The following is a 25,820-nucleotide window of genomic DNA, read 5'->3' on the forward strand; positions in this document are numbered from 1 at the left end:
GCCGGACCTCAGACCGGCGGGTGGAGGAATTCCTCGTCCCGGGGCCGGTGGACCGCCAGCCACCGTTCGGCGTAGGCCACCGCGTCCGCCACGGGGAACAGCCGTGCCTCGGCCGCGCCGACCTTTCCGCGCACGACGGGACGGTCCCGTTCGAAGTCGTAGCCCAGCTCGTCGAAGCGGTCCGAGCTGATCGACACCTCGGTGACCGTCTCCCAGCCCTCCGGCCCCGGCCGGCCCACGACGACACGCGGGGACGGAATCCGGTACTCGGCGAGGTGGAAGCTCGTGCAGGAGGCGTAGCCGGCGCCGAGCAGCAGCACCCGGGCGCCCATCGCCTCCAGCTTCGCCAGCGGGCTGCGCTCACCGAGCCGGCAGTCGGGCGCGTGCCCGTCGAGGATCTCCGCCGCGCGGGGGCCGAGCGCCGCGAACGAGGTCTGCGGATGCGCGCTGCGCAGTGCGCCGGGCCAGGTGCGCACGGTCTCGGGGACGACGCCGACGCCGCGGCTGGGAGTGATCCGCGGGTCGTAGGCGGGCATGGTGGCGCGGATGGCCGCCCACCATTCGGGGGGCACGGGCGGGTTGCTCCACAGGGCCGGGTCGGACAGGTCGCCGGTCTGGGTGGGGACCACGAGCGTGCCCTTCGGGCCGAGCGCGTCGAGCAGTCCTCGCACGACCGCGACGGCGCCGCCGTTGACCCAGCCGAGGGCGCTGAGCGAGGAGTGCGCGAGGAGGGTCTCGCCGGGCCGCACGCCGAGCTCGCCGAGCTGGGTCCGAAGCGTCTCGCGGGTGACAAGAGGGCCGGTCGGAGGCGGTGTGGGCATGGTTGTGGAGTGTCCCCGATACGGCTGCCGCATGCCACCCGTTTGATCGATCAGAGATCGTTTCCGCAGGTCGGATTAGGTTTACCTAAGTGACGCAGGGCACCGTCGGGTGCCGCATGCGCGGCTTGCCCGGTCCGGAGGAATTACGCAACAATGGCGTTGTGAAAAACGTCGGCGAGGCACCCCACGAGGAGCTGGCGACCGGGGAGCGGTCCACCCGCAACCGAGTCGCCCGGTCCATCCTGGACCACGGCCCCTCGACCGTCGCCGAGCTCGCCGAGCGGCTGGGCCTCACTCAGGCCGCCGTGCGCCGGCACCTCGACGCCCTCACGGGCGACGGAGTCGTGGAAGCGCGCGAGCAGCGGGTGTACGGGGCGCGGACCCGTGGCCGGCCCGCCAAGGTGTTCGCCCTGACGGACTGCGGCCGGGACGCCTTCGACCAGTCGTACGACACGCTCGCCGCCGACGCCCTGCGCTGGATCGCCGACCGCGAGGGCGGCAACGAGGCGATCGCCGCCTTCGCCCGCGCCAGGATCGCCGCGCAGGCGGGCGCCTACCGCCGCGCGGTCGAGGGCGTGCCGCCCGAGAAGCGGGCCGAAGCGCTGGCCAAGGCCCTGAGTGCCGACGGGTACGCTGCTACGGCGCGCAGCGCGCCTCACCCTCAGCAGGGTGAGCAGCTCTGCCAGCACCACTGTCCGGTCGCCCACGTCGCCGGGCAGTTCCCGCAACTGTGCGAGGCGGAGACGGAATTTTTCGCCGAGCTGCTCGGTACGCACGTACAGCGGCTCGCCACCATCGCGCACGGCGACGGCGTCTGCACGACGTTCATCCCCAAGATTTCCCACAACGCATCTGCAAGCACGGCCGGGAGGAACCCCGCATGACTCTCCCCACGGAGACTGCCCACCCCGAGCTGGAGGGCCTGGGCAAGTACGAGTACGGCTGGGCCGACTCCGACACGGCCGGCGCTTCCGCCAAGCGCGGCATCAACGAGGACGTCGTCCGGGACATCTCCGACAAGAAGAGCGAGCCGGAGTGGATGACCAAGCTCCGCCTCAAGGGCCTGCGCCTGTTCGAGAAGAAGCCCATGCCGAACTGGGGCTCGGACCTGTCGGGCATCGACTTCGACAACATCAAGTACTTCGTGCGCTCCACGGAGAAGCAGGCGGAGTCCTGGGAGGACCTGCCCGAGGACATCAAGGCCACGTACGACAAGCTCGGCATCCCCGAGGCGGAGAAGCAGCGCCTCGTCGCCGGTGTCGCCGCGCAGTACGAGTCCGAGGTCGTCTACCACCAGATCCGCGAGGACCTGGAGGAGCAGGGCGTCATCTTCCTCGACACCGACACCGCGCTGAAGGAGCACCCGGAGCTCTTCAAGGAGTACTTCGGGACCGTCATCCCCGTCGGTGACAACAAGTTCGCGTCGCTGAACTCCGCCGTGTGGTCGGGCGGCTCCTTCATCTACGTGCCGCCGGGCGTCCACGTGGAGATCCCGCTCCAGGCCTACTTCCGCATCAACACGGAGAACATGGGCCAGTTCGAGCGGACCCTGATCATCGTCGACGAGGGTGCCTACGTGCACTACGTCGAGGGCTGCACCGCCCCGATCTACAAGTCGGACTCGCTGCACTCGGCGGTCGTCGAGATCATCGTCAAGAAGAACGCCCGCTGCCGCTACACGACCATCCAGAACTGGTCGAACAACGTCTACAACCTGGTCACCAAGCGCGCCGTGGCGTACGAGGGCGCGACCATGGAGTGGGTCGACGGCAACATCGGCTCCAAGGTGACGATGAAGTACCCGGCCGTCTACCTCATGGGCGAGCACGCCAAGGGCGAGACCCTGTCCATCGCCTTCGCCGGCGAGGGCCAGCACCAGGACGCCGGCGCCAAGATGGTGCACATGGCGCCGAACACGTCGTCCAACATCGTCTCGAAGTCCGTCGCGCGCGGCGGTGGCCGCACCTCCTACCGCGGTCTGATCGAGATCGGCGAGGGCGCCCCGGGCTCCAAGTCGAACGTGCTCTGCGACGCGCTGCTCGTCGACACCATCTCCCGCTCGGACACCTACCCCTACGTGGACGTCCGCGAGGACGACGTGTCCATGGGCCACGAGGCGACCGTCTCCAAGGTCTCCGAGGACCAGCTCTTCTACCTGATGAGCCGCGGCCTGAGCGAGGACGAGGCCATGGCGATGATCGTGCGCGGCTTCGTCGAGCCCATCGCCAAGGAGCTCCCCATGGAGTACGCGCTGGAACTCAACCGGCTGATCGAGCTGCAGATGGAAGGCGCGGTCGGCTAGTCCCGCCGCCGTCCATCAAGCCCTTACGTAACGGAAAGAGAGCACTACGACAGCCATGGCTGAGGCCCAGAACTCCCCCAAGTCCTCGACTGCGCTCGGACAGGGGGGACCCCCACCCGTGGGATCGACGACCGCGGGCTCGATCGCGGTCGCCGCGGAGTCGACCGTCGCCACCCGCATGAGCGCGCCCCCCTCCTTCGACGTGGCGGACTTCCCCGTCCCGCACGGCCGGGAGGAGGAATGGCGGTTCACCCCGCTGGAGCGCCTGCGCGGCCTGCACGACGGCACCGCCGTCACCACCGGCAACGGCGTGAAGGTCGACGTCCAGGCTCCCGAGGGCGTCACCGTCGAGGCCGTCGGCCGCGACGACGCGCGGCTCGGCAAGGCCGGCACCCCCGTGGACCGCGTCGCCGCCCAGGCCTACTCGGCGTTCGAGAAGGCCGGGGTCGTGACCGTCCCCAAGGAGACCGTCCTCACCGAGCCCATCCGCATCTCGGTGCACGGCGAGGGAGGCACCGCCTTCGGCCACCAGGTGATCGAGCTGGGCGCCTTCGCCGAGGCCGTCGTGGTCATCGACCACACCGGTGACGCGGTGCTCGCCGCCAACGTCGAGTACCTCCTGGGCGACGGCGCCAAGCTCACCGTCGTCTCCGTCCAGGACTGGGACGAGAAGGCCGTCCACGTCGCCCAGCACAACGCGCTCGTCGGCCGCGACGCCTCCTTCAAGTCGGTCGTCGTGACCTTCGGCGGCGACGTGGTCCGGCTGCACCCGCGCGTGCAGTACGCGGGCCCCGGCGGCGAGGCCGAACTGTTCGGCCTGTACTTCACCGACCAGGGCCAGCACCAGGAGCACCGCCTCCTGGTCGACCACAACGTCCCGCACTGCAAGTCCAACGTCGTCTACAAGGGCGCTCTCCAGGGCGAGGACGCGCACGCCGTGTGGATCGGTGACGTGCTCATCGAGGCCAAGGCCGAGGGCACCGACACGTACGAGATGAACCGGAACCTCGTCCTCACCGACGGTGCCCGGGTCGACTCCGTACCGAACCTCGAGATCGAGACCGGCGAGATCGTCGGCGCCGGTCACGCCTCGGCGACCGGGCGCTTCGACGACGAGCAGCTCTTCTACCTCATGGCCCGCGGCATCCCGGAGCACGAGGCCCGGCGCCTGGTGGTCCGCGGCTTCTTCGCCGAGCTGGTCCAGCAGATCGGCCTCCCCGACATCGAGGAGCGCCTGATCGCCAAGATCGAGGAGGAGCTGGAGGCGGCGGTCGCATGACCTTCGTACGCGCCTGTGGACTGGGCGAGCTGGAGGAGGACACCCCGAAACGGGTGGAACTCGACGGCACGCCCCTGTCCATCGTGCAGACCGAGGGCGAGGTGTTCGCGATCCACGACATCTGCTCGCACGCGAACGTCTCCCTGGCGGAGGGCGAGGTCGACGACTGCCACATCGAGTGCTGGCTGCACGGCTCGCGCTTCGACCTCCGCTCCGGCAAGCCCGACGCCCTCCCGGCGACGCGCCCCGTCCCCGTATACCCCGTAAAGATCGAAGGGGACGACGTGCTCGTCTCCCTCACCCAGGAGTCCTGAGGCACCCATGGCAACGCTTGAAATCCGAGACCTGCACGTCACCGTCGAGGCCGACAACGCCACGAAGGAGATCCTCAAGGGCGTCGACCTCACCGTGAAGCAGGGCGAGACGCACGCCATCATGGGCCCCAACGGCTCCGGCAAGTCGACCCTCGCCTACTCCCTCGCGGGTCACCCGAAGTACACGATCACCGGCGGCACCGTCACCCTCGACGGCGAGGACGTCCTCGAGATGTCCGTCGACGAGCGCGCCCGCGCCGGCCTGTTCCTCGCGATGCAGTACCCGGTCGAGGTGCCGGGCGTGTCCGTGTCGAACTTCCTGCGCACCTCCGCCACCGCCATCCGCGGCGAGGCCCCCAAGCTGCGCACCTGGGTGAAGGAGGTCAAGGAGGCCATGGAGCGCCTCAACATGGACCCGGCCTTCGCCGAGCGCAACGTCAACGAGGGCTTCTCCGGCGGTGAGAAGAAGCGCCACGAGATCCTCCAGCTGGAGCTCCTCAAGCCCAAGATGGCGATCCTCGACGAGACCGACTCCGGTCTGGACGTCGACGCCCTGCGCGTCGTGTCCGAGGGCGTCAACCGCGTCCGCGAGACGGGCGAAGTCGGCACCCTGCTGATCACCCACTACACGCGCATCCTGCGCTACATCAAGCCCGACTTCGTCCACGTGTTCTCCGCCGGCCGGATCGTCGAGTCCGGTGGAGCCGAGCTCGCCGACAAGCTGGAGAACGAGGGGTACGAGGCATACACGAAGGGTGGCGTATCCGCGTGACACAGCTGCCGGGCCTCCTCGACACCGAGGCGATCCGCAAGGACTTCCCCATCCTGGACCGCCAGGTCCACGACGGCCGGAAGCTCGTGTACCTGGACAACGCGGCGACCAGCCAGAAGCCGCGCCAGGTGCTGGACGCCCTGAGCGAGTACTACGAGCGCTACAACGCCAACGTCCACCGCGGTGTGCATGTGCTCGCCGAGGAGGCCACGGCGCTGTACGAGGGCGCGCGCGACAAGGTCGCCGAGTTCATCAACGCGCCCTCCCGCGACGAGGTGATCTTCACCAAGAACGCCTCGGAGTCGCTGAACCTCGTGGCGAACATGCTGGGCTGGGCCGACGAGCCCTACCGCGTGGACTCCGACACCGAGATCGTCATCACGGAGATGGAGCACCACTCCAACATCGTGCCGTGGCAGCTGCTCGCGCAGCGCACGGGCGCGAAGCTGAAGTGGTTCGGCCTCACCGACGACGGCCGCCTGGACCTGTCGAACATCGACGAGGTCATCACCGAGAAGACGAAGATCGTCTCCTTCGTGCTGGTCTCCAACATCCTCGGCACCCAGAACCCCGTCGAAGCGATCGTGCGCCGCGCCCAGGAGGTCGGTGCCCTGGTCTGCATCGACGCTTCCCAGGCCGCGCCGCACATGCCGCTGGACGTGCAGGCCCTTCAGGCCGACTTCGTCGCCTTCACCGGCCACAAGATGTGCGGCCCGACCGGCATCGGCGTCCTGTGGGGCCGTCAGGAGCTGCTGGAGGACCTGCCTCCGTTCCTCGGCGGCGGCGAGATGATCGAGACGGTGTCGATGCACTCCTCGACCTACGCCCCGGCGCCCCACAAGTTCGAGGCGGGCACGCCCCCGATCGCCCAGGCGGTCGGTCTCGGCGCGGCGATCGACTACCTCAACTCGATCGGCATGGACAAGATCCTCGCCCACGAGCACGCCCTCACCGAGTACGCGGTGAAGCGGCTGCTGGAGGTCCCCGACCTGCGCATCATCGGCCCGACCACGGCCGAGGAGCGCGGCGCGGCGATCTCCTTCACCCTCGGTGACATCCACCCGCACGACGTGGGTCAGGTCCTCGACGAGCAGGGCATCGCGGTCCGGGTCGGCCACCACTGCGCACGGCCGGTCTGCCTGCGGTACGGAATTCCTGCGACCACGCGAGCGTCGTTCTATCTGTACTCCACGCCGACCGAGATCGACGCACTGGTCGACGGCCTGGAGCACGTACGGAACTTCTTCGGCTGAGGGGTTGGCGAGCGCTCGCATGAAACTGGACTCCATGTACCAGGAAGTCATCCTGGACCACTACAAGAACCCGCACGGGCGGGGCTTGCGGGATGGCGACGCCGAGGTGCACCACGTCAACCCGACGTGCGGTGACGAGATCACGCTGCGCGTGAAGTACGACGGAACCACGATCGAGGACGTCTCGTACGAGGGCCAGGGCTGTTCGATCAGCCAGGCGAGCGCGTCCGTACTGAACGACCTCCTCGTCGGCAAGGACCTCTCCGACGCGCGGAAGATCCAGGAGACCTTCCTGGAGCTGATGCAGTCCAAGGGGAAGCTCGAACCCGACGACGCGATGGAGGACATCCTGGAGGACGCGGTCGCGTTCGCCGGGGTGTCCAAGTACCCGGCCCGGGTGAAGTGCGCCCTGCTGAGCTGGATGGCCTGGAAGGACGCGACGGCCCAGGTACTGGGCGGAGCCGACGCCGAGAAGGAGACGACGGCATGAGCGAGACCGTTGAGATGAAGCCGGCCTCGGAGGAAGAGGTCCGTGAGGCGCTGTACGACGTCGTCGACCCGGAACTGGGCATCGACGTCGTCAACCTCGGCCTGATCTACGGCATCCACATCGACGACGCGAACATCGCGACGCTCGACATGACCCTGACCTCGGCGGCCTGCCCGCTGACGGACGTCATCGAGGACCAGGCGAAGTCCGCCACGGACGGCCTCGTGAGCGAACTGCGCATCAACTGGGTCTGGATGCCCCCGTGGGGCCCCGACAAGATCACGGACGACGGGCGCGAGCAGCTGCGGGCTCTCGGCTTCAACGTCTGAGATCCGCTGACGCGACGGAGGGCGGCACCCTGTGCGGGTGCCGCCCTCCCGCATGCTCAGCCCAGCCCGGAGACGATCTGGAACGACGCGTCCGAGTAGTACTGGTGACTGTTCTCGAGGGGGTCCAGGCGGAGCTGGAAGTTGCGGTGGCGCAGGAAGCGCCCCCGGTAGTTGACCGACTCCAGCGTGAGCGTTCCCGAGCGGGACCAGAAGCGGGGGCAGAACGTGGCGTCCTGACGGAAGAGGGACGAGCCGTCGTCGCTGTTCGCGACCAGGACGAAGCTGCGGTGGCGCAGATAGCGTCCGTCCGCGGTGGTGAAGGAGTAGCAGGAGGAGTCGGAGAGACCGGCGACGCGCTGGAAGGTGGCGTCCTCGCGCTGTCCGGAGCCGATCTGGTCCAGCCGTACATAGCCGTCGCTGACCCGCCAGTAGCGGTCGGGGAAGTTGACCGAGCGTATGGATATGCCGGGGGAGGACGGGGGCTTCGGGTGCTTCGAAGGAGTGGAGGACGCCTTTGGCGGCTTCGGGGCCTTCTTCTCGGGCTTCGGGCTCGGGGTGGCCGTGGGAGCGCTGGTGGTGGGGGTGGGGGACGGGCGGCGGCGGTCCGCGCCGGGCTTGGGGGTGCCGGTCGCTGAGGGGGTCGCGAAGGAGATCAGGCCGCCCGGGGCCGAACTGCTGAGGGTGGTCGGCTCCGCCGCGCGGGAGTCGGCCTGATCGGCCTCACTGTTCATCACGGTGATGGCCGTGGCGCACGCGGTGATCGTCGCGAGGGCCAGCGCACCTGCCAGCCAGAGCCGTCGCGTCCCCGGTGCCCGGGTGGTGTCCGGGGCCCAGCCGCTCTCCCAGGGGCGGTCCTGTGGCGGCCGGGACTTGTCTTCTGACATGCGCTGTTCCTCCAGCGGGGCACCCTTGACAGCGGCGCAGTTGTGGTGGCCCGGTGTGTGATCGGTGACACCGTAGTGGACGCCTGGTGCGCCTGTGACTCGTTTGGTGACAGCGGTTTCTCTCCGTTGCCAGAGCGGTGTCCCCTCGTGATCAAGCCGCCGTTGTGTACGGGTGTACAGATGGTTGTGTACGGTCGTACATATGGGATATCTGCTGCTGGCCGGGGCCATAGCCGCCGAAGTCGGCGCCACCACCGCCATGAAGTACAGCGACGGCTTCAGCAGGCTCGGGCCCTCGCTGCTCACGGTCCTCGGGTATGCCGTCTCCTTCGCGCTGCTCGCACAGACCCTGAGGACCGTCTCGGTCGGCACGGCCTACGCGATCTGGGCCGGCGTCGGCACCGCCGCCATCGCCACGATCGGGTTCGCGTTCCTGGGAGAGGGGATGACCGTCGTCAAGGCCGCCGGGATCGCGCTGATCATCGCCGGGGTCGTGGTGCTGAACCTGGGCGGGGCCCACTGATGGCCCGGCGCCACGACCCCGAGCGGCGGCAGCGGATCATCGACGCGGCGATCCGGGTCGTCGGGGCGAAGGGGATCGCCGGGCTGAGCCACCGCAGTGCGGCCGCCGAGGCCGATGTGCCGCTCGGTTCGACGACCTACCACTTCAAGACCCTCGACGAGCTGCTGGTCGCCGCGTTGCGGCAGGCCAACGAGGGCTTCGCCAAGGTGATCGCCTCGCGTGGCGGCCTCGAGGACCCCCGCACCGATCTCGCAGCCGAACTCGCCGGCTGGATGGGGGAGTGGCTCGCGGGCGACCGTACCGGGGTGGAGCTGGAGTACGAGCTGTACCTGGCCGCCCTGCGCCGGCCCGCCCTGCGGTCCGTCGCCGCCGAGTGGGCGGCAGGCGTCGCCGAGCTGCTGTCCCGGCGTACCGACCGGGCGACCGCCCGGGCCCTGGTGGCGGTCGTGGACGGCATCTGCCTCCAAGTCCTGCTGACGGGGGCGCCGTATGACGAGGAGTACGCCCGCGAGGTGCTGGCGCGGGTGCTGGCGGGGGCCCGGGGGTGAGGCGGTAGGGAGGGGCGGCGGGGAGGGCGTCCAGGACGAAGTCGTGCCGTGGCCGGAGTCGCCGGGCGCGGAGCCGGTCTCAGCCGCCGTGTCGTCTGCGGGCCGCCGTGGAGGGGTGTGCGTGTGAGTGCCGGACCCGAGAGGTGTCGTGAGCGGGCGGCTCGGTCGATGGTGTGCGTGGGCGGCGGTCCGGACGGGTGTCGTGGGCGGACCGCCGTGGGTGGGTGTCCCCGCTGCTGAGAGGCCTCTTCGAGGGGTGGATACCGCCCGTCCCGTGAGACGCCCTCGCACCGGTTCGCATCGATCGGTGTCCGCCGGTTAGGTTGCCCTCATGACCGACACGACTGCTCCTCGCACCACCGGCGCCGTGGCCGCCGGCCTCGCCACGATCGCCGCCGACGGCACCGTTCTCGACACCTGGTTCCCCGCTCCCGAGCTGGCCGACCAGCCCGGCCCGTCCGGCACCGAGCGGCTGTCCGCCGAACGCGCCGCGGAGCTGCTCGGCGGCGGCGCGACCGCGGCGATCGGCCCGGACGCCCGCCGCGGCGTCGAGGTGGTCGCGGTCCGCACGGTCATCGCCTCGCTCGACGAGAAGCCGATCGACGCGCACGACACCTACCTGCGCCTGCACCTGCTCTCCCACCGTCTGGTCAAGCCGCACGGCCAGAGCCTGGACGGCATCTTCGGCTTCCTCGCCAACGTCGCCTGGACCTCGCTCGGCCCGGTTGCCGTCGACGACCTCGAGAAGGTCCGGCTGAACGCCCGCGCCGAGGGCCTGCACCTGCAGGTGACCTCCGTCGACAAGTTCCCGCGCATGACGGACTACGTGGCCCCCAAGGGTGTCCGGATCGCCGACGCCGACCGCGTCCGCCTCGGTGCGCACCTCGCCGAGGGCACCACCGTCATGCACGAGGGCTTCGTCAACTTCAACGCCGGCACGCTCGGTACGTCGATGGTCGAGGGCCGCATCTCCGCCGGAGTCGTGATCGGCGACGGCTCGGACATCGGCGGCGGCGCCTCGACCATGGGCACCCTGTCCGGCGGCGGCAACGTCATCATCTCCATCGGCGAGCGCTGCCTGATCGGCGCAGAGGCGGGCGTGGGCATCGCCCTCGGCGACGAGTGCGTCGTCGAGGCCGGCCTCTACGTCACCGCCGGTACCCGCGTCACCATGCCCGACGGCCAGATCGTCAAGGCCCGCGAGCTGTCCGGCGCCTCCAACATCCTCTTCCGCCGCAACTCGGTCACCGGCACGGTCGAGGCCCGGCCGAACAACGCGGTGTGGGGCGGGCTCAACGAGATCCTGCACAGCCACAACTGACGGCCCCGGCACGATCACGTACGGATGACCCTGCGTGACCTTGCGGTGGTTTCGGCAGATGAACGGGTGGACGCAGTGTCCGATCAGACGCCGGAACGACGAAACGAGGACCGGGGACATGAGGAACGAGCGGGGGCGGGCCGTGGTGCGCGGGCTGGCCGGGGCGGCCGCGACGCTGGCGGTGTGCTGGCTGCCGGCGGGCGCCGCGCACGCCGACGAGACCAACACCGGCTCGCACAACGGCCACCGGGTCGGTCTGATCAACGTCAACACCGGTCAGATCGACGACCCGGCGGAGGACGTGCTGGAGCACACGCTGCTGTTCGGTGACGGGTACGCCTGGAACTGAGCGGGCGGGCGGAGGTCTCCAGTGCCTCGGCCACCGGGTCGGCCTGTTCGGCGCGCTCCCGGAACCTTCCCTCGGCACGGCCTGTGATCACGTGCTGGTCAGGGCGTCGTGGAGCGAGAGCAGTTCGTCGGTCGCTCCACGGCCGGCCGGCTGAAGGGGGCGGCGAACCGGCCCTGCGGGGAGGGTCAGGGCGTTCAGAAGTGCCTTCGCGGTGACAGTACCCGGCAGGCCCGCCGCCATGATCGCCTCGATGAGGGGGGTGGCCTGCTGCTGGAGCCGGGCCGCCCGGGCGGTGTCGCCCGCGTCGAACGCGTCCAGGACCGCCCGCAGGTGGTTCGGGATCACGTTCGCGACCGTGCTGACGTAGCCCGTGCCGCCCACGGCGTACAGCGCGAGGTTGTGTTCGTCGCAGCCCGCGTAGTACGCCAGGTCGGTCCGGGCCAGTACCTTCTGGGCGCCCAGGAAGTCGTGGGAGCAGTCCTTGACCGCGACGATCCTGGGGTGCTCGGAGAGGCGGAGGATGGTTTCCGGTTCGATGCGGGTGCCGGTGCGGGCGGGGATGTCGTAGACCATCAAGGGCAGTTCGCAGGTGTCCGCGATCTCCCGGACATGGGCCTCGATCGCGTCCTGCGGGGGTCTGCTGTAGTACGGCGACACCACCAGCAGACCGTCCGCGCCCGCCTTCTCGGCCTCCAGGGCCAGGTCGGTGGAGTGCCGGGTGTCGGGGGTGCCGATCCCGGTGATGACCTTCGCGCGGTCGCCGACCGCCTCGCGGACGGCTCGGACGAGGTCGGACTTCTCGGCGTCCGTGGTGGTGGGGGACTCGCCCGTCGTGCCGGAGAGGACCAGGCCGTCGCAGCCGTTGGTCACCAGGTGGGTGGCGAGGCGCTGGGCGCCGTCGAGGTCCAGGGCACCTGACCGTGCGAAGGGAGTGATCATGGCGCAGAGGGCGCGGCCGAGGGGTGCGGCGGGCCGTGCGGCGGGCACGGAGGCTGCGGCGGGTACGGGGGCTGCGGGTGGCGATGTGGTCATGGGGGTAGTCTCGGCTGGAGCTTTGTGTAGCTCCACTTAAATTTGCTACCTGGTATCGCTAAGTAGTGCTTCATGGTGGGTGGGTGGACGCCGTCGAACCGTCGGCGAGCCCGGATCGCTGGGTAGCAGCGGGGCCGCACGGGTACCCGGTTGTTCCTGACGTCGAGAGGAGGCACCGTGACCGGGACCATCGATCATCGGGCCGTGCATGACGAGCGCCGCTCCGTGGGTGAACTCGTCGGGCAGGCCACGGAGCAGCTCTCCACGCTCATGCGGCAGGAAGTGGCGCTCGCCAAGGAGGAACTCGCCGAGAAGGGGAGGCGTGCGGGGCGGGGCGGCGGGCTGCTCGGGGCGGCGGGCGCCGTCGCCTATGCCGGGTTGCTGGTGCTCTGCGGTGCCGGCGTCGCCGCGCTCTCGCTGGTCCTGCCCGTGTGGGCCGCGGCGCTGATCGTGACCGGCGTGCTGTTCGTGATCGCGGCGGTGCTGGCGGCGACCGGGCGGGCACAGCTGCGGAAGGCCGCGCCGCCCACGCCGGAGCAGGCGCTCGGCAGTGTCAGGGCGGACGTGGAGGAGATCAAGGAGAGGGCGCATCGATGACGGAGGCGACGGGCGGGGCGAAGGGCCCCGATGAGCTGCGACGGCAGATCGAGCGGACTCGTGCCGAACTCGGCAACACCGTGGAGGAGCTGGCCGGGAAGGCGGATGTGAAGGGCCGTGCGCGGGCGCGGGCCGCCGATCTGCGGGACAAGGCCGGGGCGATGACGGTGCAGTTGCGCAGCAGTGCCGCGCAGGCGGGGCACACCGTGCACGATCGGGCGGCGCACACGGGGCCTCGTCCGGTGCGGACGGTGGTGCGGGCCGGGATGCGGCATCCGAAGCCGGTGCTGGTGGCCGGGGCGGCGGGGGCCGTGGTGGCTGTCGGGGTGTTGCGTTGGAGGCATGCGCACGGGCATCACTGAGCGGTCTGACCCGCATGCCCGGTCCTGACCCGCCTCCGGCGGTCGGGGCCGGGCTGTCGTGTGTCGTGGCCCGTGCGGTGCGGGCGGCCCGTTGTCTGTCGGCCCGTCAACTGTCATGAGACGAGGGGGGATTGTCTCGCCGGTGGCCGCTCTGAGGCGCGTACTCCTCTCGCATGATGAGACCGGAGAGTGCGGAAAGGTATGCCGGTGATCCGAGCCAGGGGTGGCGTGAGCTGCGCGTTTACATGGCCTTAACACCTTGTCATGTTCTTGGTGATATTCGTCACCAGAGTGTGAACGGGTGGCTGCTTGTAGTGTCCACGTACCCGGAGTTGATCTTCGGGTGCTTCAGTCACAACGGGGTGGCTGCGGTGTGCCACAGGTCCCGTTCCCCTCCGATGTCACTGGAGGACCTCATGCCCACGCCTCCCATCCGCTCCTTCCGGCAGATCGAAGGCCTGCTCGACCCCTCCCGTCCGGTGGTGACGCTGTTCAGCGGCGGACTGGACAGCTCCTACCTACTGCTGAGACTGCGTCAGCTCGGCCTGACGGACGTTCACGCGGTCAGTGTCGACCTGGGTGAGGACGAGTCCAGTGCCTACAAACAGCAGATCGCCGACGCCCTCGGCGTAACGCTGCACATTCTGGACCGCAAGCAGGAGTTCGCAGCATCCTTCGTCGCTCCGGCGATCGCCGCGCAGGCCGTCTACCTGGGCATCCACCCGGTCAGCTCGACCCTGAGCCGCCCTCTGATCGCGCAGGCCGCCGTCGAACTCGCCGGTGAGCTGGGCGCCCAAGCGGTCATCCACACCGCGAACCGATCGCAGAACACCCTGCGCCGCCTCAACGGCGCACTGAGTCTGCTCGGCTACCCGGGTCTGTACGGCAGTCCCTACGACCTCGAACCCGTCGACCGCGACGCCAAGCACGCCGCCCTGCGAAGCGCCGGCGTCGACCTGCTGGCCGGACGGGCGGTCAGTGGGGACTCGAACCTGTGGTGCCGCGAATTCGAGTCCGGCATCCTCGACGACCCCGAGAACCACGCCGTGCCCGAGGGCATGTACCGCTGGAGCGCCCTGGACCCCCACCTGGCCGCCGACACCGTCTCAGTGGGCTTCGAGGCCGGTCTCCCCGTCACCCTGGACGGTGAACACCTGCCCCTCGTCGACCTGACAGCCGCACTGAACCGGCGCGTCGGGGCATACGGACTCGGCCGCTACTCCGGACTGGAGCACCTCGACCACGGCGAGAAGGTGCTGGAGATCCGCGAGATGCCGGCCGCCTGGCTGCTGCTGCGTTCCTACCGCCACGTCGAGTCCGCCTGCCTGGACGCCGAACTCATCCGGGAGAAGCAGCATTTGGAGCAGGTCTGGGTGCGCGAGGCGCTGGAGGGCCGCTGGTTCGGTGAACTGCGCACCGCAGCCCAGCAGTTCATCGACATCTGTGCCCGGCGGACGACCGGCCAGGTCACCTGGGAGCTCCACGTGGGCGGTGCCGAGACACGGGCGATCACTGCCCCGCGACCGCGTTACCTGCGTGACCGCGAGCGGTGGGAGGAGCACTCCATCGCCCTCGAGACCGCCGCACACGCCGCACCCCAGCCCGCCCTGGCCTGACCCTCGGAAGGACACCCCATGACCGGCAACATCACGCTCGCCCCCGAAGCGGAAGCCGCCATCACGGCACTGTCCGGCCCCGGCGGACACCTGCTCCCCGCAGCAGAGCTCACCCGCCTGCTCGGTGCCGTCGAGGCCGACTGGACACGCTTCGCCTCCAACTGGGACGACCTCAGCCTCGACACGCACATGGCGGACGGCGGCACCTACCGCTACCGCCGCTACGGCCAGTACGACCTGGACCTCGGCACCGGCGAGCTGACCCTGCTCCCGCACGAGCCGTACCGGCAGGAGAGCGAGGTCAACCCGCTCAACGGCGGGGTGGACCGGCTCTTCGAGCCGTTGACCGCGGCGTTCACCTCAGACCCGCTCCTGCGCACCCTCCTGGTCACCCTGGGCAGCGTCTTCAGCACCGTCGACGGCACCCGGCACTGGAACATCAAGCTCCACCCGTACCGCATCACGGCCGGAGCCGAGGCCGGCCAGCCCGCACCGGAGGGCCGCCACCGCGACGGTGTCACCTTCATCACCTCCCTGCTCATCGACCGGCTCAACGTCACGGGCGGTGAGAGCTCCGTCTACTCCGACGACGGAACCCACCTGCTGACGACCACCCTCTCCACGCCCGGCGACCTGCTGCTCGGAGACGACCGCCGCACCCTGCACTCGGTCACCCCGGTCCACCCCGTCGATGCCACGGAACCCGCCCACCGCGACGTCCTGGTGATGGCCTACACCGCCCGCTGACCCGCATCACCACCAGCCCCGGCCGCCCCTTACCGGCGGCCGGGGCCCGGTCCACCCCGGAGGGTTTCCATGCCTACCGCGTCCCCCGCCGGCCGAACCAGCCCCCGCAGGGCCTGGCTGAGCGACGGCCCCGTCCTTCTCGTCGCGATCGTCTGGGGCTCCAGCTACCTGGCCACCAAGGACATCACCCACGCGGACTCCGTCATCGCGCTGCTCCTGTTGCGCTTCCTCATCGCCATCCCGCTCCTCGGCCTGGCGGCCCGGCGCGGGCTGCGGCGGCTGACGGCACGAGAACTGCGCGGCGGAGGCATCCTCGGGCTGATCCTCACCGCCGTCTTCCTGCTGGAGACCTACGGCGTCGTCCACACCTCGGCCACCAACGCCGGGCTGATCATCAGCCTCACCATGATCTTCACCCCCCTTGCCGAAGCCGCCCTCACCCGCACCCCGCCCGGCCGTTCCTTCCTGGCCGCGGCGGCGCTGTCCGTGCTCGGTGTCGCCCTGCTCACCCAGGGCACCGGCTTCACCACGCCGTCCCTCGGCGACCTGCTCATCCTGCTGGCCGCCCTCGCCCGCACGGCCAACGTGCTGGTCACCCACCGTCTCCCCGCCGTGCGCGACACCGACGACGCGACCCTCACCTTCGTCCAGCTCGGCACCGCCGTCGTGGCCTTCGCGGTCCTGTCCCCGCTCGGCGGAACCCCGCCCTGGGAACTGGCCGCGTCCTTCACCGGGGCCGAGTGGGCCAACCTGTTCTACCTGTCCCTCATGTGCACGTTGTTCGCCTTCTTCGTCCAGCTCTGGGCCGTACGGCGAAGCTCCCCCTCGCGGGTCAGCCTCCTCCAGGGCACCGAGCCCCTCTGGGCCGCCGTCATCGGTGTCGCGCTCGGCGGCGACCGCCCGGGTGCCCTCGGGTACCTCGGAGCCGTCCTCGTGCTCGCCGGCACCACCTGGGGGCGCCGCGCCGCCGAACCCCGTCCAGTGGCCGACGCGCCCCGGCAGCCGCAGAGCCAGGACATCCGTGAGGTCGCGCGAACGTAGCCCCGTGGAGCGCAAGTGCACAGGGGCCGGCCGGGCGTTTCGCCCGGCCGGCCCCTGTACGCGTGGTGTCACGGACGGAAGCGCAGGACCTGTGGGTCGTGGTCGCTGATCTGGTCGTTGAACTCCGCGTTGATGTGCACGCTGTCGTACTCGAAGTCGCAGTCGCGGCGGATCGACGGGCTGACCAGGATCTGGTCGAGGACCTGGCTGTTGCCCTGGTAGACGTACGAGTAACGCTCGTTGCGGGGCAGCGACTTGATCGCGGACCAGAGTTCGCCGCGGCCCTCCAGGAGCTTCGCGGTCTGTGAGAACTCGAAGTCGTTGATGTCGCCCAGCGCGATGACGTCCGCGTTCTTCTGCGTGTCGAGGATGTCCTTGACGAAGGCGTTCACCAGGGTGGCCTGCCGGTGACGCTGCGTCTCGGAGCTGCGGGACGGCGGCTGGTACTGCGCCGTCAGGCCCTGGTCGCCGCCCTTGGAGTTGAAGTGGTTGGCGATCACGAAGACGGTGCGGCCGCGGAAGACGAACTCGCCGGCCAGCGGCTTGCGGCTGTTCTGCCAGGCCTCGTCGGCGGGGTCGATGCGTCCCGGGCTGAGCGTGAGGTGGGCCTTGCCGCGGATCCTCGTCACGTCGGTGGCCGTCGTGGCGTCGCCGCCCGCGCGGTCCGTGAAGGAGACGCGCTCGGGGTTGAACAGGAACGCCTGACGGATGTTGCCGCCCGGCTCGCCGCCGTCGGCGCCGTCGGCCGGGTCGATCGAACGCCAGTCGTACTTCGGGCCGCCCGCCGCGACGATCGCGTCGATCAGCTTGGTCAGCGTCTGGTCGGCGGCGACCGTGCCGTCGTTCTTCGCGCCGTTGTTGTCCTGGATCTCCTCCAGGGACACGATGTCGGGCGACTTCAGGTTGTTCACGATCGCGGCGGCGTGCGCGGCGAAGGTGTCGTCGGTCGGGTCGAGGTTCTCGACGTTGTAGGTGGCGACGGCCAGTTCGGAGGAGCGCTGCCGGCGGGTCGTCTCGCGCTCCAGGCCCGCGCTCTTCAGCGTGCCGAGCTCGCTCGCGACCAGGGTGTAGCCGCCGAACTGGTTGTAGTCCAGAGGGCCCGCGGTGGTGCCGGCCAGGGTGTCGCCCACGTTCGCCTTGGGGAAGTCCGCCGTGGCGCCGAGGGACTGGATCTGCAGGCGGCCCGTGTTCTGGTCGTCGTAGGAGCCGTAGACCGTGCCGCCGTGGCGGTTGCGGTTCTCGTGCGGCTTCACCGTCACCCAGAGCTCGGTGTACGGGTCGGTGGCGCCGATGACGCGGGTGTCGGCAACCCGGACGGACATGCCCTCCAGCGCCTCGTAGTAGTCCAGGGCGTACTTCGAGGGCTTCAGGGGCAGCGCGTTGACCGAGCCGTTCGCGGCGGCGTCGCCGGCGGGCGCGTAGGCGGCGGGGACCGAGCGCGAGGTGATCGCCGTGGCGGCGGGCAGCACGGTGCCGCTGGAGACGACCGTCGTCGTCGGCTTGGTGATCTCCGTCACCGACTGGTTGCCGGAGGCCGCTCCACCGGGGACGTACTCCGTGACCGTGCCGCCGACCGTGACGGAGTCACCGACGGCGACCCCCTTCGGGGCGGAGCCGGTGAAGACGAAGACGCCCTCACTGGTCGCCGGGTCGGCGTCCGGGGTCGGGTCCTGGATCCAGAAGCCGCGGGACGAGCCGTAGGTCCGGATGCCGGTGACGATTCCGGCCACGTCCGTGACCTGCTTCCCGGCGTACGGGGAGGTCCGGGTGCTGCCCTGGATGTCGTGGACGCGGACCGACTCCGCGTGCGCGGGGCTGGTGAGGACGATCGTGGAGGCCGCGGAACACGCGGCGGCGACGGTGAGCGCGGCGAGACGCGCGGACGACTTGCTCGGCAACGGGATTCCCTCCGGGGACGTGACAGGGCGCCGGGACGAGGGCGGAGACATGTGGAAAGGCTGGACTGTCGCTACCTGTGGGGCGGATGCGGTGACGCGCGTAGACCGGTCTGGACGGGTGGGCCTGGTGGGGCCGGCCCGGTGAACAACTGTCCGCCGACTTCTACGCGCGTCAATCTCCAGCCTGTGCATGTCACTTGTCAAGGTTTCGGCCATGTACGGCACCCGACCGGGAGATGAAGTGGGCGGCATGGGTGGATATCCGTCTAGGCTGAGCGGTTGAGTCACCAGAGGCGCGCTAGGAGAAACAGCCGATGTCAGACCGCTCCCCCCTGCCGCCGGTGCGGCTGCACCCCGAAGCGGAGCTGGCGCGCGACGCGCTGTCCACGCCGTTGCTGTCCCGGGCCGCCCGGCTCGCCCGCTGGGCCGGGCCGGACACCCGCGTCGACGCCGGGGGAGGGCTCGTCGACGAGCAGCTGCCCGCGGCCGCGGAGGCGCTCGGGCTGAGCGGGGAGGACGCGGCCGCGGACGCCGGCGAGGCGTGGCGGGTCGCCGTGGACGCCGGGCTCGTCGAGGTCGTCGACGAGGAGCAGGGCACCGTGACGGCCGGTGCGGACCTGGCCCTGCTCACCGGTGGTTCGCCGCAGGACGTGCTCACCGTGTGGCTCGCCGCGCTGGAGACCGTGCTCGCCGACGCGAGCGTGCCCGATCTGGACGGGCTCGTGGACGAGGACGGCGAGGTCGACCTCTCCGCCCTCGACTGGGACCCCGAGGGCGAGGCCGAGTTCCTCGACGGCGTGCTCGGCAACCTCTATCTGCTGACCGCCGGCGAGGACGCGCCCGACGGGGCCCCGGTGCCGCTCCCGGCGCTGGCGGCCTCGGTGATCGTGCCCGGCGACATGGGCGAGCCCACCAACGACGTCCTGGAGCAGGTGTCCGACGCGATGATGCGGCTGGACGACCAGTTCCGGATGCTGGAGCCGGTGGGCTTCGTCGCCTACCAGCCGGTGGACGAGGCGCTCATGGCCGACGCCGACGAGGAACCCGCGGCGCCCGTCGACGACACCGACGTCTCCCGGTACGGCATGGTCCGGCTCACCCCGCTCGGGGTGTACGGCATGCGTGCACGGCTGCTGGAGGCCGGGTTCGAGGTGCCGGCCGTCGGCGACCTCGCGGACAAGGGAGCCGACGCGCTGCTCGACGGCACGGCCGAATTCCCGCCCGGTGCCGCGCAGGCCGAGACCGAGCAGTGGCTTCGGCGGCGGGAATCGCTGGCCGCTGCGCGGGAGTTGCTGGCGGCGGCTCGGGGCTCCGACGCCGGGGCACCGTTGCGGCGGTTGCGGTGTCAGCAGGCCCTGTCGCTGGTGGGGGCCTCGGCCGAGCCCGCGCTGCGGGAGGTGCTCGACGACGCTGAACTGGGCGGGCTCGCCCGGGTGTGGCTGACCGAGCACGGTGCGGCGGACGTGCCCGCGCCGTCCGAGGCGATGGTCTACTGGCTGACCATCGACACGGTGGCCGCGCAGCTGGCCGCGGAGGGGAACTCCGAGGAGCTGCGGGCGCTCGTGGAGGGGCTCGCGCGCCAGCACGGCGGGTTCTTCGAGGCCGTGTGGCGGGTTGATCACCCGGCGACCGCCGATGTGCTGGAGGCGATGGGGCGGCTGCATCCCGACAAGAAGGTGGCGAAGGAAGCGCGGAAGGCCGCGTTCAAGGCTCGGTCGCAGCAGGGGGGCTGAGCGGGACCCCGAGTGCGGGTGAGCTGTGGCTGGCCCGGACCTCGAGTGCGGGTGAGCTGTGGCTGGTCGCGCAGTTCCCCGCGCCCCTTAGCGCGTTGTTCAACCCCCGTTCAGACACGGGCGGGACGGTGTTGCCGCACGAGGTCCGCCACCTCCCACGGCATTCTCACCGTCACAGGAGACACCATGTCGCTCACCCGTAGGGACTTCGCCAGGAACTCCGCGATCACCGGTGCCGGAGTGGCGCTGGCGGGCAGTGTCGGCGCCCTCGCCACCGCGCCGAACGCCCTCGCGTCCGACGACACCGTCAGCGCGGGGGACGAGGCGGCGGACGCCCGGCACGGAGTCGGCTACGGGCCGCTCGTCCCGGACCCCAAGGGCCTCCTCGCCCTGCCCGCCGGCTTCACCTACAAGATCATCACCTACAGCGGCAGGACCCGGCTGGAATCCGGCGAGTTCACGCCCTCCAACCACGACGGAACCGCCACCTTCGACGGCCCCCGGGGCACCACGCTGCTCGTCAACAACCACGAGCTGAAGGGACCGCGCGCCAACTGGGAGCACCCGGTGCCGCTCACCGAGGGCCTGGTCTACGACCCGGCCGCGGCCGGCGGCTGCACGGTCGTCGAGGTGCGCCCCGACGGACGCGTCGCCGAGTGGGTGGGCATCGCCGGCACCTCCACCAACTGCGCCGGCGGCCGCACGCCCTGGGGCACCTGGCTCACCTGCGAGGAGAACTCCGACAAGGCCGGCGTCAACGGCATGACCAAGGACCACGGCTACGTCTTCGAGGTCGACCCCTGCGACCGGCGCGCCAACCGTGCCCCCAAGCCGCTGAAGTTCTTCGGCCGCTACGACCACGAGGCCGTCGTCATCGATCCCAAGCGCGGCCACGCCTACCTGACCGAGGACGCCGCAGGACCCAACGGTCTCTTCTTCCGCTGGACCCCGCCCGGGGGCTTCGCGTACGGCCCCGGGAAGTTCCGGGGGCTCGCCGACGACGCCGGGATCCTCCAGGCGCCCAAGTGCTTCGACTCGGGGGGCAAGTTCGTCGACGACCTGTCCCGCGCCACGAGGATCGGCACCGTCTACGGCGTCGACTGGGTGGACGTCCCCGACCGCGACGCCCGCACCACGCCCGTGCGCAAGCAGTTCAAGGACGACCAGGTCACCCGGGCCCGCAAGCTGGAGGGCATGTGGTGGGGCGACGGCGGTGCCTACATCGTCTCCTCCTACGCCCGTGAGGAGAGCCCCGTCCAGCACGACGGGCAGGTCTGGTTCTACGACCCCAAGCGCCGCACGCTGACGCTGAAGGTCCTGCTCGGCGTGAACCCCGACCCGTCGAAGGACGGTGCGTTCGACGGCCCCGACAACATCACCGTCTCCCCGTACGGCGGCCTGGTCATCGCCGAGGACGGGGAAGGCGTACAGCACCTGTTCGGCGCCACCGACAGCGGCCGCACCTACCCGATCGCCCGCAACGAACTGAACATCGGCACCGCGGAGGAGCCGGAGTACAGCGAGTTCACGGGTGTCACCTTCTCACCCGACGGGCGCACGCTGTACGCCAACATCCAGACGCCGGGCATCATGCTCGCCATCACCGGGCCCTGGAAGCGGCAGAAGCGGTAGAACGCCGAGTCACCCGTATGAGTGGGGGCGTCCTCTTCGGCGGACCCGAGGACTACGACGCCGCGCGGCACTTCTACCGGGACGTGCTCGGCCTGACCGAGCAGGGCGCGTTCGCCTCGGAGGACGGGCGGGTCACGATCCTCGACGCCGGGCGGGCCACCTTGGAGCTGACCGACCCGAACCACGCCGCGTTCATCGACGAGGTCGAGGTCGGGCGGCGGGTGGGCGGGCACATCCGGGTCGCCTTCCAGGTGGACGACTCCGTTGCCACCACGGCGAAACTGGCCGCTGCGGGAGCGGAGGTCGTGGCCGAGCCGACACGCACGCCCTGGAACTCGCTGAACTCGCGGCTCGAAGCGCCGGGGGCGCTTCAGCTGACGCTCTTCACGGAGCTCGGCGACTGACGGGAGCGGTGGATGCCGTGCTGGGGTGATCGGCCGGCTGCGACCGCGTTCGCTTCGGCTGACCGCAGGGTGCAAGCCGGGGCCGCGCCGGGGGGTCCGTCCTCGGAACGGCGCGATGGGGTGCCATACCGAGTGACTGTCCGTCGACGCGCCAACCGCTGCGGGCGGACACCCCCCCCCGGACACGGACCCTTCTCGCCGTACGCGGGTGCGGGCGCTCGGTGGCGTCCGTCCGGCTTCCCTGCCGGCCAGGGTTCGGGGGCGGATACAGTGCTGGACGTGCGGACGGACGATCAGCGTGCGGAGCGGCCCGACGGTGCCCGGCGCCGGGCCACGATCCACGACGTCGCACGGCTCGCCGGGGTGTCGCGTCAGACGGTCTCGCGGGCGGTCAACGACAAGGGTGAGATCGACCCCGGCACCAAGGAGCGGGTCCTCGAGGCGGCGCGGCTCCTGGACTACCGGCCCAGCCGGTTCGCGCGCGGACTCGTCCAGAAGGGTGCGGTGACGGCCGGTCTGGTCATCCCGGACCTGCGCAATCCGTTCTTCCCCGAGGTGGCCGCCGGAGTGCTGGAGGCGGCCGAGCAGCGGGGCTGGCAGGTCGTGGTGTGGGACTCCCGGATCGACGAGGCCAGGGAGCGGGAGGCGCTCGACGTGCTCTCCCACCAGGCGGACGCGGTCGTCGGCTACTTCAAGGGTCCGGACGACGTGCTGGCCCGGCATCTCGGCGGCGTGCCGCTGGTGCTGCTGGAGCGTGGGCCGCAGCAGACCCGGTTCGCGGCCGTGGGCATCGACGCCGCCTCCGGTGTCGAGCAGGGCTTGGACCATCTGTTCCGTGCCGGGCACCGCAGGATCGGCATGCTGGACGGCGTGCACGGTCCCGGCCCGCGTCGACAGGCCTTCGTGGAGCAGGCGCGGCGGCTCGGACTGCCGGTCGACGAGGACTGGGTCGTGGTGTGCCCCGAGCACAGCGTGGCCGGTGGCGAGGCCGGCATGGAGCGGTTGCTGGCCCGGCGGCCCGACGTCACCGCGGTCTTCGGCTTCAACGACCTGATCGCCGTCGGGGCGATGCGCACCGCCCGACGGCGTGGCCGGAGCGTTCCGGGTGACCTGGCCGTGCTCGGGTTCGACGGTCTCTCGCTGGGCGAGCTCGTCGAACCCGCCCTGACCACCCTGCACATCGACAAGCGGCAGCTGGGACGGCTGGCCGTGGAGCAGGTGGCCCGGCTGCGCGCGGGCGAGGAGCCGCTGCGGGGCGCGGAGGCCTGGGTGACACCCGAACTCGTGGTGCGCGACTCCGCCTGACCGAGGCAGATCGGCCTCGTGGTTCCCTCGATACCGGATTTCTGACCCCTCGATACTCGACGGCAACGCTCACGTGAACGACGTTCACGGGCGGTCGGAACCCCCCCACCGAGAGACGTCGGCCCGACTACCACGCGCCCGCCGACGTCGTTGTCCTCGCTTCCCCTGGTGATGGCCGGTGCGCTGATGAGCGTCATCCCGTTGATCGTGGTGTTCCTGTTCGGGGCGCGGCACTTCCTGCGGGACCTGGCGGCGGGGGCGATGAAGAGGGAGGTGCCGGGTGCCGGAGCGCCGCCTCGGTAGAGTGCGGAGAAAGTCCCCGGTTCGTGAGGAGAGGTCGCGTGGCGCAGGTCAGGCCCATGCGGGCGGATGCCCGGCGCAACCACGAGCGGTTGCTGGCGGTCGCTGCGGAGGCCTTCGCCGAGCACGGGGAGAGCGCCTCGCTCGACGACATCGCCAAGCGGGCCGGGGTCGGCTCCGGCACGCTGTACCGGCATTTCCCGACCCGGCAGGCACTGCTGGAGGCCGCGTACCTGGAGCGTGTCGAGGCGATCGCGGCCCGGGCGGACGAGCTCGCCGCCGAACTCCCGCCCGGTGAGGCTCTGGCCGAGTGGCTGTACGAACTGGGCGCCGGGCTGATCAGGATGCGGGGCTTGCGGTCCCTGCTGGGTCCGGCGGTCGCGGCCACCGGCTCCCCCGTGGGAACAGCCTGCGGCGACTCGGTCAAGGGCGCGGCGGGGCGACTGGTCCGGGCGGCCCAGGAGGCAGGCGCGCTACGGCGTGACATCGAGCCGATCGACATCCTGCGACTGGCCCATGGTGTCGCGGCGGCTGCGGAGCTGGCGGACGCGGAGTGCGGGCACATCCGGCGGTATCTGACCGTGCTGACGGAGGGGGTGCGACCGCGGACTCACGGGCCGTAGGGGCGGGGTCAGTGTGCGCATGCGGCGGGTGTGTGGCTTGTCGCGCGGTTCCCCGCGCCCCTCAGGGGCGCGGGGAACCGGCGCGTCACAGCGCCTGGGCCGCCGGCTTCACCATCCCCCTCACCGTGCGGGACTTCACGAAGTCGCCCATGGCCGTCATCTCCCACTCGCCGGAGAACTGGCGGATCAGCTTGGCCATCAGCACGCCCGTCTGCGGCTCGGCGCCGGTGAGGTCGAAGCGGACCAGTTCCTCACCGGTCGTGCCGTCCAGGAGGCGGCAGTAGGCCTTGGCGACCTCCGTGAACTTCTGGCCGGAGAAGGAGTTCACCGTGAAGACCAGACCGGTGACCTCCTGGGGCAGGCGGCCGAGGTCGACCATGATGGTCTCGTCGTCACCGCCGCCCTCGCCCGTGAGGTTGTCGCCGGAGTGCCGGATGGCGCCGCCCACGATCTGGAGCTTGCCGAAGTAGCAGCTGTCGATGTGGTTGCGCTGCGGCCCGTAGGCGATGACCGAGGCGTCCAGGTCGATGTCCTTGCCGCGGTACGCCGGCTCCCAGCCGAGGCCCATCCTGACCTGGGAGAGCAGGGGGCGGCCGCCCTTGACGAGGGAGACCGTCTGGTTCTTCTGGAGGCTGACACGGCCCTTGTCGAGGTTGATCTTCCCGGCGCCGGGCGCGGGCGGGGGAGGTGTGGCCGGGGCCGGCGGAGCGGCGGGCGCGGCGACCTGCGGGGTCACGGGCTGCTGCACCGGGGCGGGCGGAGCCACGGGCGGCTGCACCGGGGCCGGGGGCGGGGTCACCGGCTGGGGCGCGGCGGCGGCCGGCTCCTCCACCGTGACCCCGAAGTCCGTGGCGATACCCGCGAGGCCGTTCGCGTAGCCCTGGCCGACGGCGCGGGCCTTCCACCGGCCGCCTCGCTGGTAGACCTCCACGATCACCAGGGCCGTTTCGCTGCCGAGCTGCGGTGGCGTGAACGTGGCCAGGACGGAGCCGCCGTCCGCGTCGCGGATCGTGGCCGTCGGCTCGATGCCCTGGAAGGTCTGGCCCGCGGCGTCCGGGCTGGCCGTGACGACGATCTTCTCGATGCCGGGCGGGAGGGCCGTCGTGTCGACCACGATCGCGTCGGGGGCACTGCCGCCGCCCGAGCGGTACGTCACGCCCGGACCCGACGGCTGGTTGTAGAAGATGAAGTCGTCGTCGGAGCGCACCTTGCCGTCGGCGGTGAGCAGCAGGCCCGATACGTCGAGCCGCACCGGGGCGGCGACGTCCACCGTCACGCGGGCGGCGGACAGGGGGATGTTCGAGCCGGGGGTCATAGCTGTCATGCCGGGTGAACGAGCGAGGCG

At 70.7% G+C, this 25,820-nt stretch carries 28 protein-coding genes; 23 read left to right on the forward strand and 5 right to left on the reverse strand.

Annotated features, from left to right (window positions below):
- Positions 1 to 8: 8 nt before the first annotated feature.
- Entirely contained in the window at positions 9 to 821 is an 813-nt protein-coding gene (locus AB0B29_RS22875) for an aminoglycoside N(3)-acetyltransferase (RefSeq protein WP_362242673.1), read from the reverse strand.
- 161 nt (positions 822 to 982) lie between these two features.
- Here AB0B29_RS22875 and AB0B29_RS22880 point away from each other — a divergent pair, with 161 nt between their 5' ends.
- The 8 genes from AB0B29_RS22880 to AB0B29_RS22915 are packed head-to-tail and all read left to right on the forward strand — an operon-like array spanning position 983 to position 7,560.
- On the forward strand, positions 983 to 1,705 hold the full coding sequence (locus AB0B29_RS22880) for a helix-turn-helix transcriptional regulator (protein WP_362242676.1): 723 nt from the start codon (positions 983 to 985) through the stop codon (positions 1,703 to 1,705).
- Positions 1,702 to 3,123, forward strand: coding sequence for a Fe-S cluster assembly protein SufB (gene sufB / locus AB0B29_RS22885; protein ID WP_053670664.1), 1,422 nt, complete (start codon positions 1,702 to 1,704; stop codon positions 3,121 to 3,123). The genes AB0B29_RS22880 and sufB overlap by 4 nt, the downstream gene beginning before the upstream one ends.
- A 55-nt stretch (positions 3,124 to 3,178) precedes the next feature.
- On the forward strand, positions 3,179 to 4,402 hold the full coding sequence (gene sufD / locus AB0B29_RS22890) for a Fe-S cluster assembly protein SufD (protein ID WP_362242679.1): 1,224 nt from the start codon (positions 3,179 to 3,181) through the stop codon (positions 4,400 to 4,402).
- Positions 4,399 to 4,716, forward strand: coding sequence for a non-heme iron oxygenase ferredoxin subunit (locus tag AB0B29_RS22895; protein WP_053670666.1), 318 nt, complete (start codon positions 4,399 to 4,401; stop codon positions 4,714 to 4,716). The genes sufD and AB0B29_RS22895 overlap by 4 nt, the downstream gene beginning before the upstream one ends.
- A gap of 7 nt (positions 4,717 to 4,723) precedes the next feature.
- Positions 4,724 to 5,488: a Fe-S cluster assembly ATPase SufC gene (sufC, locus tag AB0B29_RS22900; protein ID WP_362242681.1), complete on the forward strand. Its 765-nt coding sequence runs from the start codon at positions 4,724 to 4,726 to the stop codon at positions 5,486 to 5,488.
- Complete coding sequence (locus AB0B29_RS22905; protein WP_362242684.1) at positions 5,485 to 6,741, forward strand: cysteine desulfurase; 1,257 nt, start codon at positions 5,485 to 5,487, stop codon at positions 6,739 to 6,741. The genes sufC and AB0B29_RS22905 overlap by 4 nt, the downstream gene beginning before the upstream one ends.
- A 19-nt stretch (positions 6,742 to 6,760) precedes the next feature.
- Positions 6,761 to 7,231, forward strand: a complete 471-nt coding sequence (gene sufU, locus AB0B29_RS22910) for a Fe-S cluster assembly sulfur transfer protein SufU (protein WP_033310795.1) — start codon at positions 6,761 to 6,763, stop codon at positions 7,229 to 7,231.
- Entirely contained in the window at positions 7,228 to 7,560 is a 333-nt protein-coding gene (locus AB0B29_RS22915) for a metal-sulfur cluster assembly factor (protein WP_028809645.1), read from the forward strand. Before sufU ends, AB0B29_RS22915 begins: the two co-directional genes overlap by 4 nt.
- 56 nt (positions 7,561 to 7,616) lie before the next feature.
- On the opposite strand, the gene AB0B29_RS22920 is transcribed toward AB0B29_RS22915, so the two are convergent.
- A complete protein-coding gene (locus AB0B29_RS22920; protein ID WP_362242687.1) occupies positions 7,617 to 8,444 on the reverse strand; it encodes an AbfB domain-containing protein in 828 nt (275 codons plus the stop codon).
- A gap of 202 nt (positions 8,445 to 8,646) precedes the next feature.
- Here AB0B29_RS22920 and AB0B29_RS22925 point away from each other — a divergent pair, with 202 nt between their 5' ends.
- The 4 genes from AB0B29_RS22925 to AB0B29_RS22940 all read left to right on the forward strand — a co-directional run bounded on the left by AB0B29_RS22925 (position 8,647) and on the right by AB0B29_RS22940 (position 11,185).
- Positions 8,647 to 8,967, forward strand: coding sequence for a DMT family transporter (locus tag AB0B29_RS22925; RefSeq protein WP_362242690.1), 321 nt, complete (start codon positions 8,647 to 8,649; stop codon positions 8,965 to 8,967).
- Positions 8,967 to 9,515 carry a TetR/AcrR family transcriptional regulator gene (locus AB0B29_RS22930; protein ID WP_362242693.1) on the forward strand — a complete coding sequence of 183 codons (549 nt, stop codon included), beginning with the start codon at positions 8,967 to 8,969 and terminating at the stop codon, positions 9,513 to 9,515. Before AB0B29_RS22925 ends, AB0B29_RS22930 begins: the two co-directional genes overlap by 1 nt.
- Positions 9,516 to 9,846: 331 nt before the next feature.
- Entirely contained in the window at positions 9,847 to 10,836 is a 990-nt protein-coding gene (gene dapD / locus AB0B29_RS22935) for a 2,3,4,5-tetrahydropyridine-2,6-dicarboxylate N-succinyltransferase (protein ID WP_142164661.1), read from the forward strand.
- Between the two features lie 118 nt (positions 10,837 to 10,954).
- On the forward strand, positions 10,955 to 11,185 hold the full coding sequence (locus tag AB0B29_RS22940; protein ID WP_362242696.1) for a hypothetical protein: 231 nt from the start codon (positions 10,955 to 10,957) through the stop codon (positions 11,183 to 11,185).
- An 87-nt stretch (positions 11,186 to 11,272) separates the two neighbouring features.
- On the opposite strand, the gene dapA is transcribed toward AB0B29_RS22940, so the two are convergent.
- Positions 11,273 to 12,217 (reverse strand): 4-hydroxy-tetrahydrodipicolinate synthase, encoded by a 945-nt coding sequence (gene dapA / locus AB0B29_RS22945; RefSeq protein ID WP_362242698.1) that lies wholly within the window; start codon positions 12,215 to 12,217, stop codon positions 11,273 to 11,275.
- 177 nt (positions 12,218 to 12,394) lie between these two features.
- Here dapA and AB0B29_RS22950 point away from each other — a divergent pair, with 177 nt between their 5' ends.
- From AB0B29_RS22950 to AB0B29_RS22970, 5 genes are all read left to right on the forward strand, one after another.
- Positions 12,395 to 12,814, forward strand: coding sequence for a phage holin family protein (locus AB0B29_RS22950; RefSeq protein ID WP_362242700.1), 420 nt, complete (start codon positions 12,395 to 12,397; stop codon positions 12,812 to 12,814).
- On the forward strand, positions 12,811 to 13,176 hold the full coding sequence (locus AB0B29_RS22955) for a DUF3618 domain-containing protein (RefSeq protein WP_362242703.1): 366 nt from the start codon (positions 12,811 to 12,813) through the stop codon (positions 13,174 to 13,176). The genes AB0B29_RS22950 and AB0B29_RS22955 overlap by 4 nt, the downstream gene beginning before the upstream one ends.
- A 416-nt stretch (positions 13,177 to 13,592) precedes the next feature.
- Positions 13,593 to 14,792 (forward strand): argininosuccinate synthase-related protein, encoded by a 1,200-nt coding sequence (locus AB0B29_RS22960; RefSeq protein ID WP_362242706.1) that lies wholly within the window; start codon positions 13,593 to 13,595, stop codon positions 14,790 to 14,792.
- 18 nt (positions 14,793 to 14,810) lie between these two features.
- A complete protein-coding gene (locus tag AB0B29_RS22965) occupies positions 14,811 to 15,539 on the forward strand; it encodes a 2OG-Fe dioxygenase family protein (protein ID WP_362242709.1) in 729 nt (242 codons plus the stop codon).
- A gap of 69 nt (positions 15,540 to 15,608) precedes the next feature.
- Positions 15,609 to 16,580, forward strand: a complete 972-nt coding sequence (locus tag AB0B29_RS22970) for a DMT family transporter (RefSeq protein WP_362242712.1) — start codon at positions 15,609 to 15,611, stop codon at positions 16,578 to 16,580.
- 68 nt (positions 16,581 to 16,648) lie between these two features.
- Here AB0B29_RS22970 and AB0B29_RS22975 read toward each other — a convergent pair whose 3' ends face one another.
- Entirely contained in the window at positions 16,649 to 18,478 is a 1,830-nt protein-coding gene (locus AB0B29_RS22975) for an endonuclease/exonuclease/phosphatase family protein (RefSeq protein ID WP_362242715.1), read from the reverse strand.
- A gap of 314 nt (positions 18,479 to 18,792) precedes the next feature.
- On the opposite strand from AB0B29_RS22975, the gene AB0B29_RS22980 reads away from it, so the two are divergent.
- The 6 genes from AB0B29_RS22980 (at position 18,793) to AB0B29_RS23005 (ending at position 24,475) form a co-directional block, all read left to right on the forward strand.
- The gene (locus AB0B29_RS22980) at positions 18,793 to 20,211 is read left to right on the forward strand and encodes a hypothetical protein (RefSeq protein WP_362242718.1); all 1,419 of its coding nucleotides are present in this window, start codon (positions 18,793 to 18,795) and stop codon (positions 20,209 to 20,211) included.
- A gap of 186 nt (positions 20,212 to 20,397) precedes the next feature.
- Positions 20,398 to 21,843 (forward strand): alkaline phosphatase PhoX, encoded by a 1,446-nt coding sequence (locus AB0B29_RS22985; protein WP_362242721.1) that lies wholly within the window; start codon positions 20,398 to 20,400, stop codon positions 21,841 to 21,843.
- 17 nt (positions 21,844 to 21,860) lie between these two features.
- On the forward strand, positions 21,861 to 22,247 hold the full coding sequence (locus AB0B29_RS22990; RefSeq protein WP_362242723.1) for a VOC family protein: 387 nt from the start codon (positions 21,861 to 21,863) through the stop codon (positions 22,245 to 22,247).
- Positions 22,248 to 22,526: 279 nt separating this feature from the next.
- Positions 22,527 to 23,552 carry a LacI family DNA-binding transcriptional regulator gene (locus AB0B29_RS22995; protein WP_362242726.1) on the forward strand — a complete coding sequence of 342 codons (1,026 nt, stop codon included), beginning with the start codon at positions 22,527 to 22,529 and terminating at the stop codon, positions 23,550 to 23,552.
- 150 nt (positions 23,553 to 23,702) lie between these two features.
- Positions 23,703 to 23,855 carry a hypothetical protein gene (locus tag AB0B29_RS23000; protein ID WP_362242729.1) on the forward strand — a complete coding sequence of 51 codons (153 nt, stop codon included), beginning with the start codon at positions 23,703 to 23,705 and terminating at the stop codon, positions 23,853 to 23,855.
- A 38-nt stretch (positions 23,856 to 23,893) separates the two neighbouring features.
- Entirely contained in the window at positions 23,894 to 24,475 is a 582-nt protein-coding gene (locus AB0B29_RS23005; RefSeq protein ID WP_362242732.1) for a TetR/AcrR family transcriptional regulator, read from the forward strand.
- 85 nt (positions 24,476 to 24,560) lie between these two features.
- Here AB0B29_RS23005 and AB0B29_RS23010 read toward each other — a convergent pair whose 3' ends face one another.
- Entirely contained in the window at positions 24,561 to 25,790 is a 1,230-nt protein-coding gene (locus tag AB0B29_RS23010) for a TerD family protein (protein ID WP_362243086.1), read from the reverse strand.
- Between the last annotated feature and the right edge of the window lie 30 nt (positions 25,791 to 25,820).

Origin of the sequence: Streptomyces tibetensis (assembly GCF_040647715.1) — a bacterium.
Classification (GTDB): Bacteria; Actinomycetota; Actinomycetes; order Streptomycetales; family Streptomycetaceae; genus Streptomyces; species Streptomyces tibetensis_A.

Bases quoted from the DNA above. Each gene is read 5' to 3' on its own strand.
- AB0B29_RS22875 (WP_362242673.1), bottom strand. From the start codon at position 821: ATGCCCACACCGCCTCCGACCGGCCCTCTTGTCACCCGCGAGACGCTT.
- sufB (WP_053670664.1), top strand. From the start codon at position 1,702: ATGACTCTCCCCACGGAGACTGCCCACCCCGAGCTGGAGGGCCTGGGC.
- sufD (WP_362242679.1), top strand. From the start codon at position 3,179: ATGGCTGAGGCCCAGAACTCCCCCAAGTCCTCGACTGCGCTCGGACAG.
- AB0B29_RS22895 (WP_053670666.1), top strand. From the start codon at position 4,399: ATGACCTTCGTACGCGCCTGTGGACTGGGCGAGCTGGAGGAGGACACC.
- sufC (WP_362242681.1), top strand. From the start codon at position 4,724: ATGGCAACGCTTGAAATCCGAGACCTGCACGTCACCGTCGAGGCCGAC.
- sufU (WP_033310795.1), top strand. From the start codon at position 6,761: ATGAAACTGGACTCCATGTACCAGGAAGTCATCCTGGACCACTACAAG.
- AB0B29_RS22915 (WP_028809645.1), top strand. From the start codon at position 7,228: ATGAGCGAGACCGTTGAGATGAAGCCGGCCTCGGAGGAAGAGGTCCGT.
- AB0B29_RS22920 (WP_362242687.1), bottom strand. From the start codon at position 8,444: ATGTCAGAAGACAAGTCCCGGCCGCCACAGGACCGCCCCTGGGAGAGC.
- AB0B29_RS22925 (WP_362242690.1), top strand. From the start codon at position 8,647: ATGGGATATCTGCTGCTGGCCGGGGCCATAGCCGCCGAAGTCGGCGCC.
- AB0B29_RS22930 (WP_362242693.1), top strand. From the start codon at position 8,967: ATGGCCCGGCGCCACGACCCCGAGCGGCGGCAGCGGATCATCGACGCG.
- dapD (WP_142164661.1), top strand. From the start codon at position 9,847: ATGACCGACACGACTGCTCCTCGCACCACCGGCGCCGTGGCCGCCGGC.
- AB0B29_RS22940 (WP_362242696.1), top strand. From the start codon at position 10,955: ATGAGGAACGAGCGGGGGCGGGCCGTGGTGCGCGGGCTGGCCGGGGCG.
- dapA (WP_362242698.1), bottom strand. From the start codon at position 12,217: ATGACCACATCGCCACCCGCAGCCCCCGTACCCGCCGCAGCCTCCGTG.
- AB0B29_RS22955 (WP_362242703.1), top strand. From the start codon at position 12,811: ATGACGGAGGCGACGGGCGGGGCGAAGGGCCCCGATGAGCTGCGACGG.
- AB0B29_RS22960 (WP_362242706.1), top strand. From the start codon at position 13,593: ATGCCCACGCCTCCCATCCGCTCCTTCCGGCAGATCGAAGGCCTGCTC.
- AB0B29_RS22965 (WP_362242709.1), top strand. From the start codon at position 14,811: ATGACCGGCAACATCACGCTCGCCCCCGAAGCGGAAGCCGCCATCACG.
- AB0B29_RS22970 (WP_362242712.1), top strand. From the start codon at position 15,609: ATGCCTACCGCGTCCCCCGCCGGCCGAACCAGCCCCCGCAGGGCCTGG.
- AB0B29_RS22980 (WP_362242718.1), top strand. From the start codon at position 18,793: ATGTCAGACCGCTCCCCCCTGCCGCCGGTGCGGCTGCACCCCGAAGCG.
- AB0B29_RS22985 (WP_362242721.1), top strand. From the start codon at position 20,398: ATGTCGCTCACCCGTAGGGACTTCGCCAGGAACTCCGCGATCACCGGT.
- AB0B29_RS22990 (WP_362242723.1), top strand. From the start codon at position 21,861: ATGAGTGGGGGCGTCCTCTTCGGCGGACCCGAGGACTACGACGCCGCG.
- AB0B29_RS23010 (WP_362243086.1), bottom strand. From the start codon at position 25,790: ATGACCCCCGGCTCGAACATCCCCCTGTCCGCCGCCCGCGTGACGGTG.